This window comes from Seohaeicola sp. (genome assembly GCF_048006315.1).
In the GTDB taxonomy this organism is placed as follows: Bacteria; Pseudomonadota; Alphaproteobacteria; order Rhodobacterales; family Rhodobacteraceae; genus Seohaeicola.
In genome coordinates this window covers 2572873-2591838 of the sequence record NZ_CP180350.1, presented here as the reverse complement: position 1 = coordinate 2591838, position 18966 = coordinate 2572873, and the positions used below count along the sequence as shown (strand labels likewise).

General features: G+C 62.5%; 18 protein-coding genes. 5 read left to right on the top strand and 13 right to left on the bottom strand.

The window, feature by feature from the left end:
* Positions 1-374 precede the first annotated feature (374 nt).
* The 4 genes from ACMUJL_RS13045 (at position 375) to ACMUJL_RS13030 (ending at position 5819) form a co-directional block, all read left to right on the top strand.
* Entirely contained in the window at positions 375-1304 is a 930-nt protein-coding gene (locus tag ACMUJL_RS13045) for a tyrosine-type recombinase/integrase (RefSeq protein WP_375573631.1), read from the top strand.
* Between the two features lie 203 nt (positions 1305-1507).
* Positions 1508-2233 carry an ABC transporter ATP-binding protein gene (locus ACMUJL_RS13040; protein ID WP_375573633.1) on the top strand — a complete coding sequence of 242 codons (726 nt, stop codon included), beginning with the start codon at positions 1508-1510 and terminating at the stop codon, positions 2231-2233.
* Entirely contained in the window at positions 2233-4596 is a 2364-nt protein-coding gene (locus ACMUJL_RS13035; RefSeq protein ID WP_416914307.1) for an ABC transporter permease, read from the top strand. Before ACMUJL_RS13040 ends, ACMUJL_RS13035 begins: the two co-directional genes overlap by 1 nt.
* A 2-nt stretch (positions 4597-4598) precedes the next feature.
* Positions 4599-5819 (top strand): efflux RND transporter periplasmic adaptor subunit, encoded by a 1221-nt coding sequence (locus ACMUJL_RS13030; protein WP_375573639.1) that lies wholly within the window; start codon positions 4599-4601, stop codon positions 5817-5819.
* On the opposite strand, the gene ACMUJL_RS13025 is transcribed toward ACMUJL_RS13030, so the two are convergent.
* The 10 genes from ACMUJL_RS13025 to ACMUJL_RS12980 all read right to left on the bottom strand — a co-directional run bounded on the left by ACMUJL_RS13025 (position 5816) and on the right by ACMUJL_RS12980 (position 15497).
* Positions 5816-6718 carry a LysR family transcriptional regulator gene (locus ACMUJL_RS13025; RefSeq protein ID WP_068291010.1) on the bottom strand — a complete coding sequence of 301 codons (903 nt, stop codon included), beginning with the start codon at positions 6716-6718 and terminating at the stop codon, positions 5816-5818. The two genes, ACMUJL_RS13030 and ACMUJL_RS13025, sit on opposite strands and share 4 nt — an antisense overlap.
* Positions 6719-6775: 57 nt before the next feature.
* Positions 6776-7576 carry a hypothetical protein gene (locus ACMUJL_RS13020; protein ID WP_375573641.1) on the bottom strand — a complete coding sequence of 267 codons (801 nt, stop codon included), beginning with the start codon at positions 7574-7576 and terminating at the stop codon, positions 6776-6778.
* Positions 7576-8883: an amidase family protein gene (locus ACMUJL_RS13015; protein WP_375573643.1), complete on the bottom strand. Its 1308-nt coding sequence runs from the start codon at positions 8881-8883 to the stop codon at positions 7576-7578. The genes ACMUJL_RS13020 and ACMUJL_RS13015 overlap by 1 nt, the downstream gene beginning before the upstream one ends.
* A gap of 14 nt (positions 8884-8897) precedes the next feature.
* On the bottom strand, positions 8898-9590 hold the full coding sequence (locus ACMUJL_RS13010) for a DUF2848 domain-containing protein (protein WP_068291008.1): 693 nt from the start codon (positions 9588-9590) through the stop codon (positions 8898-8900).
* Positions 9591-9635: 45 nt separating this feature from the next.
* Positions 9636-10913, bottom strand: coding sequence for a TRAP transporter large permease (locus ACMUJL_RS13005; protein ID WP_068291007.1), 1278 nt, complete (start codon positions 10911-10913; stop codon positions 9636-9638).
* On the bottom strand, positions 10910-11488 hold the full coding sequence (locus tag ACMUJL_RS13000) for a TRAP transporter small permease subunit (RefSeq protein WP_375573646.1): 579 nt from the start codon (positions 11486-11488) through the stop codon (positions 10910-10912). The genes ACMUJL_RS13005 and ACMUJL_RS13000 overlap by 4 nt, the downstream gene beginning before the upstream one ends.
* A 28-nt stretch (positions 11489-11516) precedes the next feature.
* Complete coding sequence (locus ACMUJL_RS12995) at positions 11517-12575, bottom strand: TRAP transporter substrate-binding protein (protein WP_375573648.1); 1059 nt, start codon at positions 12573-12575, stop codon at positions 11517-11519.
* Between the two features lie 68 nt (positions 12576-12643).
* The gene (locus ACMUJL_RS12990) at positions 12644-13441 is read right to left on the bottom strand and encodes a putative hydro-lyase (protein WP_068291001.1); all 798 of its coding nucleotides are present in this window, start codon (positions 13439-13441) and stop codon (positions 12644-12646) included.
* 138 nt (positions 13442-13579) lie between these two features.
* Positions 13580-14728: an NADH:flavin oxidoreductase/NADH oxidase gene (locus ACMUJL_RS12985; RefSeq protein WP_416914306.1), complete on the bottom strand. Its 1149-nt coding sequence runs from the start codon at positions 14726-14728 to the stop codon at positions 13580-13582.
* A gap of 178 nt (positions 14729-14906) precedes the next feature.
* Entirely contained in the window at positions 14907-15497 is a 591-nt protein-coding gene (locus ACMUJL_RS12980; protein ID WP_068290999.1) for a lytic transglycosylase, read from the bottom strand.
* Positions 15498-15772: 275 nt separating this feature from the next.
* On the opposite strand from ACMUJL_RS12980, the gene hspQ reads away from it, so the two are divergent.
* Complete coding sequence (gene hspQ / locus ACMUJL_RS12975; protein WP_068290997.1) at positions 15773-16099, top strand: heat shock protein HspQ; 327 nt, start codon at positions 15773-15775, stop codon at positions 16097-16099.
* A gap of 43 nt (positions 16100-16142) precedes the next feature.
* Here the strand turns inward: hspQ and ACMUJL_RS12970 are convergent, their stop codons facing one another.
* From ACMUJL_RS12970 to ACMUJL_RS12960, 3 genes are all read right to left on the bottom strand, one after another.
* A complete protein-coding gene (locus tag ACMUJL_RS12970; protein ID WP_375573651.1) occupies positions 16143-17705 on the bottom strand; it encodes a gamma-glutamyltransferase family protein in 1563 nt (520 codons plus the stop codon).
* 380 nt (positions 17706-18085) lie between these two features.
* Positions 18086-18625 (bottom strand): ATP-binding protein, encoded by a 540-nt coding sequence (locus ACMUJL_RS12965; protein ID WP_416914305.1) that lies wholly within the window; start codon positions 18623-18625, stop codon positions 18086-18088.
* The gene (locus ACMUJL_RS12960; protein WP_068290989.1) at positions 18615-18953 is read right to left on the bottom strand and encodes an STAS domain-containing protein; all 339 of its coding nucleotides are present in this window, start codon (positions 18951-18953) and stop codon (positions 18615-18617) included. The genes ACMUJL_RS12965 and ACMUJL_RS12960 overlap by 11 nt, the downstream gene beginning before the upstream one ends.
* Positions 18954-18966: the final 13 nt, after the last annotated feature.

The window sequence follows — 18966 nt, the reverse complement described above, 5'->3', positions numbered from 1 at the left end:
TGGTTTGATCCTTATTTTGCCAAGCAAGCTGCTTTTCCGGATGGATAGGCGGGCTTTAAGCACCTGCTTGATTGTTGCAATTATACAACAATTTGCCCCGTGATCCGCCATCTTAATCTCATTTTCCAAGCTTTCGCAGGCAAATCGCCTAATAGCTTTCCTGAGAGTGACGACCTGTCTTGATTACCGCCAGCACCCTTAGGTTTATCAATAAGGCTTCTCACAATTTTTGCGATTTAGTATGTGAATACTTTTGATTAATGAGGTGAAGAATAGGTTTATGTGGTGATTTCTTGCTATACTTAAGGTATTGTTAGTAGGGAATCTTGTAGGCATCACGACCGATCAAAAAAATCAATCAGGGAGTGTAAAGCATGTTCTGGAGAAAGAAACCCGAAGATGCTGCAATTGCGGTGACGATGGATGAATTTTTCTTCCAGCAATATCTTCCAAATGCCCTTGTCACCAAGAAAAGAGGATCGGAAGATCGGCTGGTCTATTCAAAACATATCGCAGGGCCTTTCGGAAAACTTTGCCTCAATGACATCACATCCAGAAAAGTAAACGATTGGAGCAACAAGCAGATCGAGAAAGGTCTGAAAAACTCAACAATCAACAAGCATATCGATTTTCTGATGAACATCATAAAGCTGGCCTATGTCTGGGGCTATCTTGAGGATCAGCTTCATGTGAAAATTGATGTCAGAAAACTGCCAATTGGCAATTACACTCAGAAATTCCTGTCGGATACGGAAATCCGAAGACTGTTGACCGGCTGCAAGCAAAGCCCCCATCCCTATTTGTATTTTGCGATCAAGGCGTTGCTGCTGACCGGGGCGCGCGTTGGAGAGTTGAGGAACGCAAGATGGTCGGACATCGACGCGCAAAAGCGCATCTGGACAGTCCCCGTGTCGAAAAGCGGCCGCTCGCGCGAGATCTTCTTGAGCACGGAATCCCTTGATACCCTTATGGAAGTGCGCCGAAAATCCATCCGCCTGGGCACATCGGACTTGCCGGAGGGATATGTTTTCACCAATCCGCGCACCCGAACGAAATACGACAGCTTCTATGCGGCCTGGTACAAGGTCGTCCGGGCGGAAAGGCTGGAAGACGTGAGAATTCATGATCTCAGGCACACCTATGCCAGTATCCTGATCAATAACGAAGTCAGCATCTATGAAGTGCAACGGCTGCTGGGTCATTCCAACGTCACCATGACACAGCGATATGCCCATCTCCTGAGGGGGAAATTGCACGAGAAAACAGAACTGGTGTCCAAAGCCATCGAAGCACCATGGTCCTGATCCAGGCCTTTGCAATGCGGCCCTCTGTGGTATCGGAAAACCTGCATTTTCGGTAGGACCCCGACAGGATTCGTGGCCTTCAGAACCTGAAATCCTGGGCGAAATCATGCGCCTGCCCGAAGAACACCCTAGGTTGATGAAACTGATTTGCGCTTTGCGGCAGATCAACCCGCGGTGCGCTGCGGTCATGCTAGGGTTACGGCATGCAAAGGATTGCGCGCGCACGAACACCTGTCCTGTCCACCGAGGCGATTACCAAGGTCTATCGCTCCGGTCCCGTGGCCGTGCACGCGCTTGACGGGGTGTCCGTCAGCCTGTTCGAGGCCGAAGTCGTGGTGCTTCTGGGGGCATCGGGGTCGGGCAAGTCCACCTTGCTGAACATCCTTGGCGGCCTTGATCAGCCCACATCGGGGCGGGTCATGTTCCGCGATCAGGACCTGAGCGCCGTGGAGGACGCCGCGCTCACCGAGTTTCGCCGCAAGCACGTGGGCTTTGTCTTTCAGTTCTACAATCTGGTGCCCAGCCTGACCGCGCGCGAAAACGTGGCGCTTGTCACCGAAATCGCAGGCGATCCCATGCCCCCGGAAGAGGCGCTGGACCGCGTCGGCCTGAGCGGCCGGATGGATCATTTCCCCTCGGAATTGTCGGGCGGGGAACAACAGCGCGTGGCCATTGCCCGCGCCATCGCCAAGCGCCCCGATATCCTGCTATGCGACGAACCGACCGGCGCGCTGGACAGCAAGACCGGCATCACGGTTCTTGAGGCGCTGATCGGCGTCAATCGTGACCTTGGCACCACGACCGCCCTGATCACCCACAACGCCGAGATCCGCCGCATCGCCGATCGCGTCATCTACATGGCCGATGGCCGCATCACGAAGGTCGAGGAAAACTGCGCCCCCATCGCCCCTTCCGAGGTCAGCTGGTGATGCGCGCGCTGGATCGCAAGGTGCTGCGCGACCTGCGGGGGATCTGGGCCCAGTGCCTTGCCATCGCGATGGTGCTGGCCTGCGGCGTGATGGTCATGGTGCTGTCGACCGGCACGCAACGCTCGCTGACCGAAACGCGTGACGCCTTTTACGAACGCCATCGCTTTGCCGATGTCTTTGCGGGCGTGACCCGTGCACCGCGCAGCCTGCTGTCCGAAATCGCCGCCATCGATGGGGTGGCCCAGGCCGAGGCGCGGATCGTCTTTACCGCCATGGTGGACCTTGAAGGCATGGTCGAACCTGCGTCGGCGCGGGTGATTTCCCTGCCCGCGCTAGGGGGGCCTGCGCTGAACCTGCCGCTGTTGCGGACGGGCCGGCTGCCCGATCCGCTGCAACCGGACGAGGTGGCACTGTCGGAACCCTTTGCACAGGCGAACGGGCTGCAGCCGGGCAACAGGTTCCGCGCCGTGCTGAACGGGCGCCTGCGCGAACTGGTGGTGACCGGGCACCTGCTGTCGCCCGAATACATCTACACGCTGGGACCAGCCGCGATGATGCCCGATGACAGGCATTTCGGGCTGATCTGGATGCGTGAACCCGCTGCCGCCGCCGCAACCGATCTGGATGGTGCCTTCAATGACCTGACCCTCAGCCTGTCGCGGGGCGCGCATGAGGCAGCGGTGATCGCCGCCGTGGACCGCCTGCTGGCCCCATATGGCGGCACGGGCACCCATGGCCGCGACCGGCAGATGTCGCATGTCTTCATCGAAGGTGAGTTGAGCCAGCTTGGCGCCATGGCGCGCGTGTTGCCGCCAATCTTTCTGGTGGTGTCGGCCTTTCTGGTCAACATGGTGCTGGGGCGGCTTATCGCACTGGAACGGCGACAGATCGGGCTGCTGAAGGCCATCGGCTATCCGACACGGACCATCGTGATCCATTACCTCAAGATGACGGTCGGGATCGGGTTGGCCGGCACGCTGATCGGTTGGGGCATGGGGTGGTGGCTGGGTCACGAGATGACCGCGCTTTACACCGAATACTTCCGCTTTCCCTGGCTTGATTACAGGCCGGGGGCTGCGCCGATGGTCATCTCTGGCGCGGCGGCGATGGGCGCGGTCATTCTTGGCGCGATGCGCGCGGTATCGGCTGCGGTCCGCCTGGCGCCTGCCGTCGCCATGGCCCCTCCTGCCCCCCCGGTCTACCGGCGCGGTTGGGCCGATGCGCTGGGATACAGGCTTGGCCTGCGCCAGACCACGATGATGATCGTGCGGTCGTTGACGCGCTGGCCCGGTCGCGCGGCCGTAACCCTGTTCGGGGTGGCCGGATCGGTGGCGGTGCTGGTCGCGTCTTTCGTGACCTTCGACATCATCGACGTAGTGATGGAGGATCTATTCGACCGGACCAATCGCCAGCATGCGACGATGATACTGCATCAACCGGTCACGGTTCAGGCGGAACTGGCCGCCCTGTCCCTGCCCGGCGTGCTGCATGCCGAAGGGGTCTATGCCGCAGCGGTGCGGATAAGCCACGGGCCAGGGTCCAAGCTGGTCAGCCTGATGGCGCGTGATCCCGGTGCCGACCTGACCCGTCTTCTGGACCCCGAAGGCAGACCGATCCCCCTGCCCGACAGTGGCGTGGCCCTGCCTGAATCGCTTGCCACCTACCTGGGCCTGATGCCCGGGGACAAGGTCGAGGTCGAGCTTCTGGCCCCGCCGCGCCAGCCCTGGGCCGTGACAGTGACGCAGGTGTTTCGTCAAAGCATGGGGCAGGACATCCTGATGCGGAGCGATGCCTTTTTTGACCTGATGAACGAAACGCCACAGGTCAACATGTTGCATCTGGCCGTCGACACCTCTGCGCTGCCCGCTCTGCAAACCCGGATCAAGCAGACACCGGCCATCGCGGGTTTCACCCTCTGGGCGGATGTGCGCGCCTCGATGGAGGCGACGATGAACGAAAGCCTGATCACGATGACCATCATCTTCTCGGGACTGGGGATGCTGATCACCATCGGCGTTGTCTACAACGCCGCCCGTATCCAGCTGGCGGAACGCGCGCATGAACTGGCAAGCCTGCGCGTGCTGGGCTTTCGACGGGCCGAAGTCGGTTATGTGCTGATCGCTGAACAGATGCTGCTGACGCTGGTTGCCGTGCCGGTGGGCTGGCTGCTGGGCTACTGGTTCGCGATCCTGATGACGCAGGGATTCTCGACCGACATCATCAGCCTGCCGATGGTCATTTCCCAAGCGACATATGCGCAGGCGGCGTTGACGGCGCTGGCGACCGCTTTCGTATCGGTCCTGATGGTCCGGCGCAGGCTGGACCGGATCGACATCGTGACAGCCCTCAAGCAGAAGGAATGATCATGACACGCTATCTCCGACTGATCCTTGGCGCTGTCGCGGTGATGGCCGTGATCGGCAGCCTTCTGTGGGCGCTGCTGCCGCAACCCGTGCCCGTCGATCTGGTGACGGCGCGCATCGCCCCGATGGAGGTGACGGTAACAGCCGAAGGCATGACCCGGATCCGTGATCCATGGCAGGTCACTGCCCCGGTCACGGGGAACACGACCCGGTCCCCCGTGGAAACGGGGGACGCGGTGGAGGCGGGCGAAACCGTGGTGGCCGTCATCCAACCCGCCGAGCCCGCCTTTCTGGACGCCCGCGCCCGCCGCCTGGCCGAGGCCGCCGTGACCGAGGCCGAAGCGGCGGTGAAACTGGCCGAGGCACAGTTGGACCGTGCCGATGTCGAACTCGGCCATTTCGAGGCAGAGCTGGAGCGCAACAAGACACTGGCCGCCCGCGGCACGGTTTCCGTGACCGTGCTGGAAAACAGCGCACAGGCCACGGCCACGGCCCGCGCCGCGCGGCAGGCCGCCCTGGCTGAACTGGAACTGACACGCGCTACGCTGGAGCGGGCAGGCGCGCAACTGATGGGGCCTGAAACACCCGAAGCGGGGGGTGTCTTGTCGGATTGCTGCATCCGCCTGACGGCGCCTGTGTCGGGCACGGTTCTTGAGGTCACTGACCTGAACGCGCGGCTGGTCCAGGCCGGTGCGCCGCTTCTGAGCATTGGCGATCTCGACGATCTGGAGATCGAGGTGGATCTGCTGTCTGCCGACACCATCGGAATCGCGCCGGGCACCCGCGCCCATGTCGAGCGGTGGGGCGGCGATGGCGTGATCGACGCCAAGGTCCGCCGCATCGACCCTTCGGCCTTCACCCGCGTATCCGCATTGGGGATCGAGGAACAGCGCGTGCGCCTTCTGCTGGATATCACATCGCCGCCCGAAGGGCGCGCCGGTCTGGGCGACAGGTATCGCGTCTATGTGCGGATCGTGGTCTGGGAAGGACAGGATGTGTTGCAGGTGCCGCGCGCGGCCCTGTTCCGCGAGGATGGGCAATGGGCGGTGTTCGTCGCAATAGACGGGCGCGCGGCGATCCGCAGGGTCGAGACTGGCCGCATGACCGCAGACTGGGTACAGATCATCGCGGGCATCGCGGAGGGTGAGGCCGTTGTCGCCTATCCCGGTTCGCGTGTCGAAGCCGGGGTGCGGCTGAGCGCGCGCACCATCGGGGCCGACTAACCGGGGCGCGACGGTTCGTTCCAGCTTCCGGCCATGCGGGCCGCAATCTCGACCACCAGTTCGACGGCAAGGGTATCGGGGCTTTCCAGCCAACTGGCGCAGAAGGCCAAGGGCGGCATCGTCACCTCTGTCTGGATGCGTTCCAGTTTACCGTCACGCAATTCCGCCTCGACCAGTTCGTGGGGGATGACGGCGATCCCGATCCCTTCGGTCGCCAGATGCACCACCGTCGCCATCGAGGCGCTGGCATGCAGGTTGATCGGCGGCAGGTAAGGCCGGTTGAACAGGGATTTGACCTGTTCATAGGGCTGGGTCTTGCGGGCGAAGGTGATCAGCGGAAATTGCGCAAGGTCGCGCACATCCGCCGGGTTGGGCACCTGCAGCAAGGGGCTGGCGATGAAGCCCACGGGGTATTCGCACAGCAACCGGTTGCGCAGCAGCGGGGCCGACAAGGGCCCCAGCAGAAAGGCGATGTCGATCTCTTGCGCCAGAAGGCGCGTCCGCAGCGAAGGCGAGATATCAACCTCGATCTCGATCGACAGGTTCGGATAGATGCGATGCACTTCCTTGATGAAATCGGGCAGCCACGTGTGAACAATGGTTTCCGCCACGCCAAGACGGATCACGCCGCGCACGGCCTCGGCGTCGCGCAGGCTGGCCAGCATCTCGGCGCGCATGGCCAAGATCTTTTCGGCATAGACCAGCAATTGCCGCCCACGCAGCGTTGGCGCCACATTGCGGCTTTCGCGGGTCAGCAGTTTCGCGCCCACTTCGGCCTCAAGCTGGGCGATCCTGTGGGATATCGCGGGCTGTGTCGTGTTCAGCTTTTGCGCCGCACCCCGGAAACTGCCCAGTGCCGCAACCCAGAGGAAAGTCTCCAGCCCCTTGAAATCTACCATGGCCAGGGTCCGATCAGTGAATGCATGTTCTCAGCGACCATTTCGGCACCACGCATGTCAAGACCGCCCCCGCGCCTTGCGCCCCGCCACCAAGGTCATGATCAGCGTTACCAGAACCGAGGCGGCAAGAGCGAGGGCAAAGGCCATCCCCGCCGGCAGATGCCGCAACAGCAAAGCAAGACAAAGGCAGAAGATGGCCAGGCTGGTCATTCCCGTCAGCCCGGCATGGGCGGTCTGGGCGGCAAAGGCGCCGCCATGGTCCAGATGCAGCGATATCGCGATGACTGTGAACCCGATCGGATAGGCCATAAGGGCACCGGAAAAACCGGCGCCAAGCACCGATGCCCCCAAGGTGACCGCGCCCACCAGCATACCGGCCAGAATGCCGCGCAAGGCCATGAGGCCCCATTTCGTGGCGGCCGCCCGCGCCTCGCCCCCCGAGACCCAGACGCGCCCGATCCGGCGCGCCGCAACCGTCACCACACCGAACAACAGCGCCCCCAGCAGCGGCGGATGCGAAACCATGCTGAGCGGTATGGCCAGGCAAAGCCAGGCAAGCGCTGCGCCGGTCACTGCCGAAAATGGTCCGAGTTTTTGCGCAAGGGCCACGAAGACCAGCAGAAAGGCCTGCGTTGCCGCCAGCGAATAGAGAGCCCCCGCAGCGGCGGCGGCCACGAATTCCCCGGATTGATCCAGCAACATGAAACCCAGGCCCGGCGCCAGCACGATCGGCAAACCGACGATCACGCCACCAATGCGCGGCCCCGCCCGAACCGAGATCCAGGAAATCGCGATCACGACAAAGGCCGTTCCCAGCATCCGGGCCGTGAACGCGCCCCAGATCCACGGATCCGTCATTATTGCAGCAGCGCCTCGCAGCGCGCGGCGATATCCAGAACATGCCAGTCCCACCCGCCCGGTGCGAAGATCATCAACCCGGTCGCAAGACGTTGCGCACGTTGCATCGGAACCGTTGCGGCGCAGCCGTCAAGGAAATTGACCAGTGACGGATTGCGCAGCATCAGCGCGTTCAAGCGGTCGAAATCTGCATCGACCTCGGCGATCGCGGGGGCAACGGTCGGTACCGTCGGCAGCAGGAAGGCGTCAATACCATCCGCAAGCGTATGGAATGCCGCCATCGCCCGCGCACGATGCGCCAGCTTGTCCGGATAATCAGATTCACCAAAGCCTGTTGCGGACATGATGCGTTGCAGAACGCGCGGATCGCCCTGGGTCTTCAACCCGTCAAGGTGATGGGCATGGATGGCATGCGCCTCGGTCGCGACAACGATGCGATTGACGTCGCCGTAGCCGTCAAGTTCGGGCAACTCGACCTCGATCACCTCGTGCCCGGCGGCGCGCAGGACGGTCAGGGCTGCTGCGAAATCGGCCGTCACCTGGGCATCAAGACCGCCCATCAACGGACCCTGCAGAACGGCAAGACGCAGGGGTCTGTGTTCGGGTGTCTGCGGCGCAGTGGTGCCGGACAGCACAGCATGCACGGCGGCGCATGTCGCGATCCGCGGGGCCAGCGGGCCGATGCTGTCGAATGTCTGGGACAGCGGAAAGGCCCCTTCCAGCGGCACGGTGGCCTGTGTCGGCTTGAACCCGGCCAAACCATTGAGCGCGGCAGGGATGCGCACGGACCCGCCGGTATCGGTCCCAAGGGCCACATCCGCCAACCCCAGCGCCACGGACACGGCGGCACCGGAACTGGACCCCCCCGAAATGCGCGAAGGGTCGCGCGCATTGCCCGGATTGCCGGTATGCGGGTTCAGACCCACGCCCGAATAGGCGAATTCCGACATCGCCGTGCGCCCGCAAGGCACCGCACCCGCCGCCTTGAGGCGCGCCACCACGGGCGCATCCGCCTTGGCCGGGGCCGCCACGCGCAGGATGGTCGATCCGGCAGCCGTCACCTGACCCGCCTCGTCGAACAGATCCTTGATGGATATCAGCATGCCCGCCAGCGCACCCGCTTTGCGGGCGGCATCCGCATCCAGCGCCTGCGCCGCCTGCATGATCCGTGCGGCGTCGTATTGCGTGTAGATCCGGGACATGACCGACATTGGCATGTCCATGGCCCGGTCGATGGCGTGACGCGCGTGATCTTCAGCGCGGTAGGTGATCCGCCCACAAGGGGATTTCAGCGGGGATTGGGTCATGGGACTCCTGATGGTCAAGCGATGACGGGAAGGCTGGCCATATGGTAGCCGTGTTCGATACGCCTACCCAGCTTGTCATCAATCATTTCCATGCGAAAGGCATTTGCAGGACGCACGCCGCCCGACAACACCGCAAACGTGCCGCACATCATCGCGGTTCCCGGCTGCAAACGGGTGCCCCCCTGCGACGCGGGCGATCCGGCCAGCAGTTCGGACAGCGGTCGGATCGAGGCCAGCGTCCCCTCCTGATAGGCCACCCAGTCATTCCCTTCCTTGATGAAGGAACGGATGCGGATCTCGTCCAGATGGTCCGCAACCTCGTCGAAATCCCACAGGACGGGGGCCATCGGCTTGGGACAGATCTGCTTGGAATGAGCGACGGAATAGGCTTCCAGCTTGCGGTCGGTATGATCCGACCCCAACCCCAGATACAGCCGTGTGCCGTCGTCGATCAGCATCGGCTCTGCCTCGCCCGAGGAGGTGTCGTCAAGGCACTGGATCACCGGCGCGGTCGTGAACATCAGGTCTGACACGCGATAGTAAAGCGGTACGGTCGATGGCGCTGGCACGCCGATCTCGGCCAGTTCGGCGATATGATGGTTGACCGCATCGGCGTTGCGCCCGGTCCACCCTGCAATCACCCCCTGGCTGATATCGATCTCGACCGGCCCGTGGCCTGCCCGTTCAAAGGTTACGCGGTTGCCCATTGTCCTGGTCTTCTCCGTTCGTGAGTGGTGGTGATGTGCCGCGCCTCAGCTTGGCGCGAAAAGCAGCGCGATGGAGGGAAAGGCGATCAAGAGGCCCACCATCACCAGCATCACGAAGACGAAGGGAATGGCCCCCAGCATCACATCGCTCAGCCGGCCTTCCTTGCGCGCGCCCTGCACGACATAAAGGTTCAGGCCCACAGGCGGGGTGATCAGCGCCATTTCGATCAGCACGATCAGCAGGATGCCGAACCACACCTTGTCAAAGCCAAGACCGATCACGATGGGCACCACGATCGGGATGGTCGCGATCATCAGGGCCAGCGTTTCGATGAAAAAGCCCAACAGGATATACATCAGCACGATCATCAGAAGCATGCCGTAAGGTCCAAGACCCAGCCCCTCCAGAAAGCCCGACAGCGCACGGTTCAGACCTGTTGCGCCCAGCGCGAAGTTCAGGAAATAGGCGCCGACGATCACGAACATCACCATGGATGTGGTGCGGATCGTGCCCAGAAGCGCCGCGCGCATGTTGGTCCATGTGACAGCGCCATAGAAGGCCGCAATCCCCAACGCCATGACGACGCCGATGGCGGCCGCCTCGGTCGGGGTGGCCCAGCCGGTATAGATCGACCCGATGATGATGGCGAAGACCAGCAGCACGGGGATCAGATGCGGCAGGCCAGCCATGCGTTCGGCCCAGGTGAAGCTGCGGCTTGGCCCGCCCCATTCGGGCTTGATCGTGCACAGGATCGCCGTGATGATCATGAAACCCAGTGCCATGAGCAAGCCGGGCACGATCCCGGCCATGAACAGTTGCGGCACCGATGTCTGTGTCAGAAAGCCGTAGACGATCAGGTTGATCGAGGGTGGCAACAGGATGCCCAGCGCACCACCGGCGGCAATCGCCCCGGCAAAGAGACGCTGATCATAGCCCTGTTTGCGCGCCTGCGGCATGGCCACGGTCGCCACCGTTGCGGCCGTCGCGACCGATGATCCGGACGTGGCCGAAAACATCGTTGCCGTGCCGATATTGGCATGCACCAGCCCGCCCGGCAGCCAGGAAAACCAGGTGTCCAGCGTGGCATAGGTACGCTCGGCGATACCCGCGCGCACCAGGATTTCGCCCAGCAGGACGAACAGCGGGATCGCGATCAGCAGGAAGCTGTCGGATGAGGAATAGACCATCTGCCCCAGCCCGCGCATCAGCGGCATGGGCGAAAAGAACGCATCAAGGCCGAAACCAAGGATGAACAGCGCCGCCCCGACCGGCACCGACAGCGCCAGCAGAACGGCCAGACCGATCGAGACATACCAGATCATTGCACTTCTCCTGTCTCGACCGGGATCGAGGCGATCTGTTCCACCATGTCCCAGCGCCGCAGCAGCGACAGGATCACCGTCGCCGCCAGCAGCAGGGCCGAGGTCAGCGTCAGCCAGACCCATCCGCCGAACCAGATGATCTGCGGCATCCAGAGCGGCACGCCCAGCGGTGTGTTCGAGCGCGATCCGCGCGCCAGCGACTTGGCCAGCACGTCATAGGCGTAGGAGGCGACAAGAACGGCCACCAGCAGCACCGAGGCCATGGCAATCACATCCATCACCGCGCGCCCCCCGACGGGAAGCCGCGCATGGACAAGGTCGATGCGCACATGCGCCCGTTCGACCAGCGCATAGGAAAAGCCCCATGTGGCAATCGCGGCCATGATGTAACCCGAAAGCTCGTCCGCGCCGCCCAGATGCAGCGCGGGAAACTGACGGCCCAGCACCTCGATGATGATGAGGACGACAGCCCCCACCAGCACCATGCCGCAGAGCAGGGCAATCCACCTGTTGGCAGTTCTCAGACCATTGACGAGTGTCATCACCCGCGTGGCCAGCCTGTCCGAACCTGTCATATTGCCCCGCTCCTTTTCATGATCGGCCTCAGTTCCCGATGCTGACGCCCAGCGCCGCACCGACACTTGCGTTCCAGCGCTCTGCCCAGTCACCACCGGCGCGCTCGGCCCAGTCGGGCAGGATCTTCTGCTCCAGCACCTCGACCGCGCGGGCCTTGTCGGCATCGCTCAGTTCCACCAGCGTCATCGATGCGGCAGCACCGGCGGCACATTCGCCCGATCCGGTCAGGCAGGCGATGTCGCGCGCCAAGGCACCGGCGGCATCATCCCATGCCGGATCCTCGAAGCCGGTCTTGACCTGCTCGGTCAGGAAGGTCTGCACGGCGGGGTCCATCGCGTTCCAGGCATCCAGGTTCACGGCAGTGATGACCGGATCCCAGCCACCCAGCGGCAGGTTCACCAGATGGGTCGAGGATTCGAACCACCCCGAGGAATAGCCGGAACCGGCACCGGTCACCGCGCAATCGATCACCCCGCGCTCCAGCGCGCCCGGCACTTCCGAGAAGGCCATGGTGATGCCCTCGGCGCCCAGCGCCTCGAGGAACAGGGTGGTCATGCGACCAGAGCCACGGATCTTCTTGCCACCAAGGTCATCCAGGCTTGCGATCTCGGCATTGCAGAACACGACCTGCGGCGGATAGGGCGCGATGGCCAGCATATGCGCATTGAAACGGTCGCGCATGATATCGGCGACCATCGGCTTGGCCGCGGCCACCATCTTGCGCGCGTTCTCGGCGTCGGTCGCCAGCAGCGGCACGTCCAGCCCTTCCAGTTCGGGCGCATCGGCCACGGTATAGTCGCCCACAGTCATGCCCACTTCGAACACGCCATCGCCCAGCATGCGGAACACGTCACCGCCGGACACGCCCATCTGGTTGAAAGTGGTCATGTTGACCGTGATCTTGCCGCCCGAGGCTGCAGGCACGGTTTCTTCCCAGAAGGTGCGCTCAAATTTCTGATAGAGCGGCAAGCTGCTCCAGCTGCCCACCACCGACAGGGTGGTTTCGGGCAAGTCCTGCGCCGAAGCGGCCATCGCCATCGGCAGCAATGCGGCCGAGGCCAGAAGGGTGCGGAATACGGGTGTCATCAATGGTCTCCTTGTTGCGTTTGAAGTCTTGTCTTTGTGATTGGATGCAAGGTCACCCCCGGAAGGGATCACGCATCGGTCGGAAGGTCGGTCACAAGCATGTGGCCGGGTTCATGCATGATGGCGATCTCGGGCTTCGCCTTGCGAATGGCCGATTGCGGGGTCACGCCACAGGCCCAGAACACCGGCACGTCGCCCTCTTCGAGAATGGGCGCATCACCGAATTCGGGCGCATCGATATCCCTGATCCCGATCGCCGTGGGATCGCCGAAATGCACCGGCGCCCCGTGCGCCTGCGGCATCTGCGCCGACAATACCATGGCACGGATCGCATCGGAGGTTGAGAATCCACGCATCGACACGACCATGGGCCCGCCAAAAGGTCCGGCGGCATGGGTCTGCAGGTTGGTTACATACATCGGCACATTGCGCCCCGCTTCGATATGCCGGACCGGGATGCGCGCCTGCAGCAGCGCGGTTTCGAAAGAAAAGGAACAGCCGATCACGAAGGTCACGAAATCATCGCGCCACAGCGCGCCGATGTCGGTCAGGCATTCGGCAGGATCGCCGTTGCGAAACACCCGGTAGCGCGGCACGTCTGTGCGGATGTCGATCCCCTCGCCCAACATCTTGAGGGCAGGATCGCCCGGTTCGGACACGCCGAGGATCGGCGCGGGCTTGGGGTTGACCACGCAGAAGCGCAGGAAATCGGCGGCAAGGTCGCGCGGCAGGATCACCACGTTCCCCTGCTGGTATCCTTTGGCGTGCCCACTGGTCGGCGCGGCGAACCGGCCTTCGCGGCAGGCCTGCCGCAGATCGGCCGCCGTCTGGAACGGGGATGAAGGGGACGCAGGCGTATCCAGCATGATCGTTCTGTCCTTGTCAGTCACTGCAGGCCATCAGCAAGACAGCCTGCCATGCCAGTAAGCCCGACAGACAAAAATTAGTCGAATTTTAAGTTTTCATCGCTTTCGATCAATATTTCTTATCGCCCTTCCCGGACATCAGAAGATGTTTGACCGCTCGTATTGCACCGGCCAGGTGACATTCTGTGCCTTGAGGGCGGCTGCCGCCTTCAGCGGCCAGTGCGGATCGGCAAGCAGGCCCCGCCCCAGAAGAACCAGATCGGCATCGCCGTTGGCGACGATGGATTCCGCCAGATCAGGGGCATTGATCAAGCCGACCGCACCGGTGGACAGGCCTGTTTCGGCCCTGATGCGGCGTGCAAAGGGCACCTGGTAACCGGGATGGATCGGGATTTGCTGACGCGGATCATTTCCACCTGACGTGCAATCGATCAGATCCACGTCACTGCGCCCCTTCAGGATCCGGCAAAGCTTGACGCTATCCTCGATCGTCCAGCCACCATCGACCCAGTCGGTCACGCTCAGGCGCACGAACAGCGGCAGATCGTCCGGCCATTCGCTGCGCATCGCCACCAGCGACTCGATCAGGAAACGGATCCGATTGTCGAAGCCACCGCCATAGGCATCACTGCGCGTGTTGCTGAGCGGCGAGTAGAACTGATGGATCAGGTAACCATGCGCGGCATGCAATTCGATGATCCGGAAACCCGCCTCGCGCGCGCGGCGGGTCGCCTGGGCCAGCGCGTCCAGTTCGGCCTGGATACCGTCGAGGGACAGCGCCTCGGGGGTTGGCCATCCGTCAGCATAGGACCGGGCCGAGGGGGCAACCGTGCTCCACCCACCGTCCGAGGGCGGCACGGGGCGCGTCCCTTCCCAGGGGCGCCCGACCGAGGCCTTGCGCCCCGCATGGCCAAGCTGGATCGCGGGCACCGCCCCTTGCGCCGCGACAAAACCGGCTACCCGCGCCAGGCTGTCGCGCTGCGCGTCATTCCACAGCCCAAGATCATGCTGCGTAATCCGGCCCCGCGGAGCCACATGCACGGCCTCGGTGCAGACGATCCCCGCACCACCTGCGGCACGCGCACCCAGATGCATGAGATGCCAGTCATTCGGCATCCCCTCCTGGGCGGAATACTGGCACATGGGCGACAGCATGATCCGGTTGCGGACCGTGACCGACCTGAAGCTGATCGGACGGAACAGATACGGATGAGGATCGCGGCGCAGGATGCGCCGCGCATTTTCCCCCGTGACACGGGAATCGGTAGAAGCGGCGGTATCGGTCATCATCTCTCCTTCGGGGACGAACCGCGACAGGCGGCCGTGGCATGGCGCGTCACGCCGCGCGGGGACATGACTCTGGCTACCCCGGAGAGGAAGGATATGTCGAATTTTATAAATTTATCCGGCGCGATCAGTTCTGATGATCGCAGACGGCCCAAACACATCCGCGATCATGAACGGTCTACCGCAGCCGGTTCGGACAGGACAGAAGCTGCGCATCATACATGACGGCACGATCCTGCACCGTGCCCGCGATCCGCAACAGCCAGCTTTTCTGATTGTAGGACCCGCGCGAGAACCCTGTATGCCCCTCGTGATAGGCAAGGTACTGGTTGCGCGCGTCGCTCAGCGAGATACCGTTGCGCTCGCGTGAACGGTTCATGTACCAGCCCATGAAATCGGTTGCATCGTCGATGCGGTCGCGCCGCGCGCTCATCCGGCGCTGATCCACCTGGTATTCGCGCCACGTGCCATCCAGCGCCTGGCTATAGCCATAGGCCGAACTCTGCCGCCCCATCGGGATCACGCCAAGCGTGTACTGGAACGGCGTCCGCGCATTCCCGATGAATTTGCTTTCCTGGTAGATCGTCGCCATCTGCACGGCCACGGGCACACCCCAGCGGCGTTCTGTCGCGCGCAGGGCGCGGGCGTAATTCGGGCGCTCGCTGAGGATGGCGCAAGCGTTATCCAGATTGCGTGGCGCCGAGAATTCACGGCTTCCACAGGACGCAAGAACCATCAACAGGATGAAGGCGCGAAGAAGTCTGCTCATCTGCCTCTCGTTTCACTGATCTTTTTTTCTTTTTGCGTCAGCTTAACGGAAAGACGGGAAAGAAGAAATGACAATTCCGTGGAGCATGCCGCACACAGGCTTTTTGCCGCCGTTTCTGGGACTGCCTCGAGATTGCCGCGAAGTTATTCAAGGGCTGCCGTAATTTGTGGCACTGTTATGGCAAGCACCACACACTGTTTCCCTGCTTTCACGCCCAAACGTTGGACAAATACCCCTCGGAAGGTCTAATCAAGGGGCATAGGGGCCAAATCGCTATGTTGAAGACACGCGCAAAGTATCATCTCGGACAGGTCGTTCGCCACAAGAAGCATCCGTTTCGTGGCGTCGTGTTTGATGTTGACCCGCAATTCAACAATACCGAGGAATGGTATGATTCCATTCCCGAAGATAGCCGCCCTGTTAAAGAACAGCCGTTTTACCATCTTCTGGCCGAAAACGATCAAAGCTACTACGTGGCTTATGTCTCGGAACAGAACCTGATCGCCGACTACTCCGGCGAACCAGTGGACCATCCCGATATTCCCGACCTGTTCGGTCCGTTCCAGGATGGTCTCTACCCGCTGCATTTCCAGCTGAACTGACCGGATGCCGAACGGGGCGGACCATGGCCCGCCCCCGGCACGTTCAGTAACCCAATGCGCAGCCGTCCTTGCGCGGATCGGATGCGCCTTCCAGAACGCCATCCTCGCGGATCAGGATCGATTGCGCCCCGCCGATGGGGCTGTCGGCCAGCATGACGTCATGGCCCATCTCGACCAGTTCCGCGCGCACGGCATCCGAATACCCGCTTTCCACCTTTAGGATTGCCCCTTCGGCAAAGGCGCGCGGTGTATCGATCGCAGTTTGCGCATTCATGCCGAAATCAACCATGTTCGACACGAACCGGGCATGACCCGTCGACTGATAGGCACCGCCCATCACGCCGAAGGGCATGGTCACACGTCCATCCACCCGCAGCATGCCCGGAATGATCGTGTGCATCGGCCGCTTGCCCGGCGCCATTTCGTTGGGGTGCCCTTCCTCAAGCGTGAAACCCGCACCACGGTTCTGCAGCAGGATCCCGAACTTCTCGGACCCGATCCCCGAGCCGAAGCCATGAAACAGCGAATAGATCAGCGATACCGCCATCCGGTCGCGATCAACCACAGTGATATAGACCGTATCCTTGTGGATCGCTTCGCTGACCTCATGCGCATTGGCCATGGCCTTTTTCGGATCGATCAGCGCCGCCAGCCGCGCCGCGGTTTCAGGCGCCAGCATATGCCCCAGCCGCGTGGTGTGATCGGGGTCGGCGATGAACCGGTTGCGCGCATCATAGGCCAGCCTTGTCGCTTCGGCCTCGATATGAATGCGGGTGGCGCTCAGCGGGTCCATGCCCGCGATGTCGAAATGCGACAGGATGTTCAGCAACAGGATGGCGGTCGCGCCCTGCCCGTTGGGCGCGTGTTCCACCAGTTCCGTCCCCTTGTAACGGCCGCTGACCGGATCGTTGTAATTGCAGCGCTGCGCCGCAAAATCCGCCAGATCGTGAACGCCGCCAGCCTCGCGCAGGGCGGCCACCAGATCTTCCGCCACTTCGCCCTCATAAAATCCGGCGCGGCCCTTCTGCGCGATCAGCCGCAAGGCCTTGGCCTGGGCCGGCGCGCTGAGGATCGGAACAGGGTTGACCGGATAATGCCTGGTCGCGTGCCCCTGCAGGGCCTTGGCGGCACCCGGCCAATCCAGCGCAACGCGTGGGGCCATCGGCACACCCTCTTCTGCATAGCGGATCGCGGGCGCGAGCAAGGCATCGATCCCCAAACGGCCATGATCTTCCGAAAGGGTGCAGAATGCATCGACGGCACCGGGGATGGTCACGGCCTCGGGCCCGCGCAAGGGCACGGTATCAAGCCCCCGTGCGCGAAGTGCCGCTGCACTGGCCGCGGCAGGCGCACGGCCTGACCCGTTCAGCGCCACGATATCGGGCTGTCCAGGCTTCGAGATCAGGACAAAGCAATCACCACCGATGCCGCACATGTGCGGCTCGCACATCCCCAGCAGAACCGCACCTGCAATCGCCGCATCCATGGCCGAGCCACCACGCTCCAGCGTTTCGACCGCAACCTTGGCCGCCAGGGGATGGGATGTGGCGCACATACCGTTCATCGCCATGACCGTCGATCGGCCTGGCATCTGGAAATCTCGCATTCGGGAACCCTCCATTTGTTCGACCCGCACAGTAGGAGGGTCCTGTGCGCTTGCCAACTGTCTGAAAGAGGAGAGGTAAGTTCCCGACGCCGCGACTGGGTGGGGGCTATTTTCACGCGGCGCCGGGAGAAGCCATGCAGCTACAGACTTTCTTATCTGCGGTGATTCCGGCGCCATTCGGGTAGGATTGCGGCATTTCTGCGAAAGGCTGCAGTTTTTGCGGATCATGCCCGACCATCAGGGTCGGGCTGATACCTCCATGCGAGCATGCCCGCCACGGGCGGCTGTGATCCCGAAAACCGTGGACCCCGCCCTGACGGCAGGACTTGGCAAAACGCATGGCAGCACGACACGGAAGGGGAAACGCCACATGCGCAGGATCAGGCAGGCCTGGCCGGAGTGGCGGGCGCAGCAGGATCCGCCAGGCTGCCCGGTTTGCCAAGCGGCACCACGAAGCAAAGCCTGTTGCCCGACCCATCCGAAACCAGGCTCAGATCGCAGGTCAGTTCCCGGATCAGGCACCAGCCAAATCCGCCTTCGGGCAGGCCGTCCATGTCTTGCGTGCCAAGCGATACGGGCGGCAGCACCGCGGCAAGGCACCTGTCGGCCGGCACGGGCCGCCCCTTGTCGACAACCATCACATGCAGTCCCCGGCCTGACATCCGGCAGTGCACGGCAATCGGCAGCAGCACACCCTCCTGCTCCGCAAACCCATGTTCCGTGATATTGTTCAGAACCTCGGCCAGAACGATCTCTGCCCGGCTCACAAGATCGGAACAGGCATTCACCCCTTCGATCCAGCGGCGCCAGCCCTGCAAGGCCACCCTGACAGCATCATGTCCGACAGGCACATCCATCGCCAGAACATCAAGGGCGCGCGCGCCGGATATTGCGGACCCCTGCACGCGCTCAGCTATCATCGGACAGAAGCGCCGCCGCCACGGTGGCATGAATCGGAAAGACAAGGTCCATCCGCGTCAGGCTGAACACCCTTTCGACATTGGGCGTCATGGCCGCAAGATGCAGCCGCCGCTTTCCGCCCAAGGTCTTCATGGCCGCGACGATCGCACCCAGCCCACTGGAATCAACGAAATCCACCTGCCCCAGGTCCAGGATCACAGGGCCACTCAGCCCTTCAGTCAGGTTGCGCATGGCTTCCTTGAAGGAAATGGCGCCCGCTGCATCGATTCGGCGCTCCTCGACGGTGACAACGCACCAATTCCCCTGTTCCTGTAGACTAAGCTGCATTCCTGTCTGCCCT

What these genes read in the sequence shown, in the direction of transcription:
- ACMUJL_RS12985 (WP_416914306.1), bottom strand. Translation starts at nt 14,728, where the DNA reads ATGACCGATACCGCCGCTTCTACCGATTCCCGTGTCACGGGGGAAAAT.
- ACMUJL_RS12965 (WP_416914305.1), bottom strand. Translation starts at nt 18,625, where the DNA reads ATGATAGCTGAGCGCGTGCAGGGGTCCGCAATATCCGGCGCGCGCGCC.
- ACMUJL_RS13025 (WP_068291010.1), bottom strand. Translation starts at nt 6,718, where the DNA reads ATGGTAGATTTCAAGGGGCTGGAGACTTTCCTCTGGGTTGCGGCACTG.
- ACMUJL_RS13040 (WP_375573633.1), top strand. Translation starts at nt 1,508, where the DNA reads ATGCAAAGGATTGCGCGCGCACGAACACCTGTCCTGTCCACCGAGGCG.
- ACMUJL_RS12960 (WP_068290989.1), bottom strand. Translation starts at nt 18,953, where the DNA reads ATGCAGCTTAGTCTACAGGAACAGGGGAATTGGTGCGTTGTCACCGTC.
- ACMUJL_RS13045 (WP_375573631.1), top strand. Translation starts at nt 375, where the DNA reads ATGTTCTGGAGAAAGAAACCCGAAGATGCTGCAATTGCGGTGACGATG.
- ACMUJL_RS12995 (WP_375573648.1), bottom strand. Translation starts at nt 12,575, where the DNA reads ATGACACCCGTATTCCGCACCCTTCTGGCCTCGGCCGCATTGCTGCCG.
- ACMUJL_RS12970 (WP_375573651.1), bottom strand. Translation starts at nt 17,705, where the DNA reads ATGCGAGATTTCCAGATGCCAGGCCGATCGACGGTCATGGCGATGAAC.
- hspQ (WP_068290997.1), top strand. Translation starts at nt 15,773, where the DNA reads ATGTTGAAGACACGCGCAAAGTATCATCTCGGACAGGTCGTTCGCCAC.
- ACMUJL_RS13035 (WP_416914307.1), top strand. Translation starts at nt 2,233, where the DNA reads ATGCGCGCGCTGGATCGCAAGGTGCTGCGCGACCTGCGGGGGATCTGG.
- ACMUJL_RS13015 (WP_375573643.1), bottom strand. Translation starts at nt 8,883, where the DNA reads ATGACCCAATCCCCGCTGAAATCCCCTTGTGGGCGGATCACCTACCGC.
- ACMUJL_RS13030 (WP_375573639.1), top strand. Translation starts at nt 4,599, where the DNA reads ATGACACGCTATCTCCGACTGATCCTTGGCGCTGTCGCGGTGATGGCC.
- ACMUJL_RS13005 (WP_068291007.1), bottom strand. Translation starts at nt 10,913, where the DNA reads ATGATCTGGTATGTCTCGATCGGTCTGGCCGTTCTGCTGGCGCTGTCG.
- ACMUJL_RS13010 (WP_068291008.1), bottom strand. Translation starts at nt 9,590, where the DNA reads ATGGGCAACCGCGTAACCTTTGAACGGGCAGGCCACGGGCCGGTCGAG.
- ACMUJL_RS13020 (WP_375573641.1), bottom strand. Translation starts at nt 7,576, where the DNA reads ATGACGGATCCGTGGATCTGGGGCGCGTTCACGGCCCGGATGCTGGGA.
- ACMUJL_RS13000 (WP_375573646.1), bottom strand. Translation starts at nt 11,488, where the DNA reads ATGACAGGTTCGGACAGGCTGGCCACGCGGGTGATGACACTCGTCAAT.
- ACMUJL_RS12980 (WP_068290999.1), bottom strand. Translation starts at nt 15,497, where the DNA reads ATGAGCAGACTTCTTCGCGCCTTCATCCTGTTGATGGTTCTTGCGTCC.
- ACMUJL_RS12990 (WP_068291001.1), bottom strand. Translation starts at nt 13,441, where the DNA reads ATGCTGGATACGCCTGCGTCCCCTTCATCCCCGTTCCAGACGGCGGCC.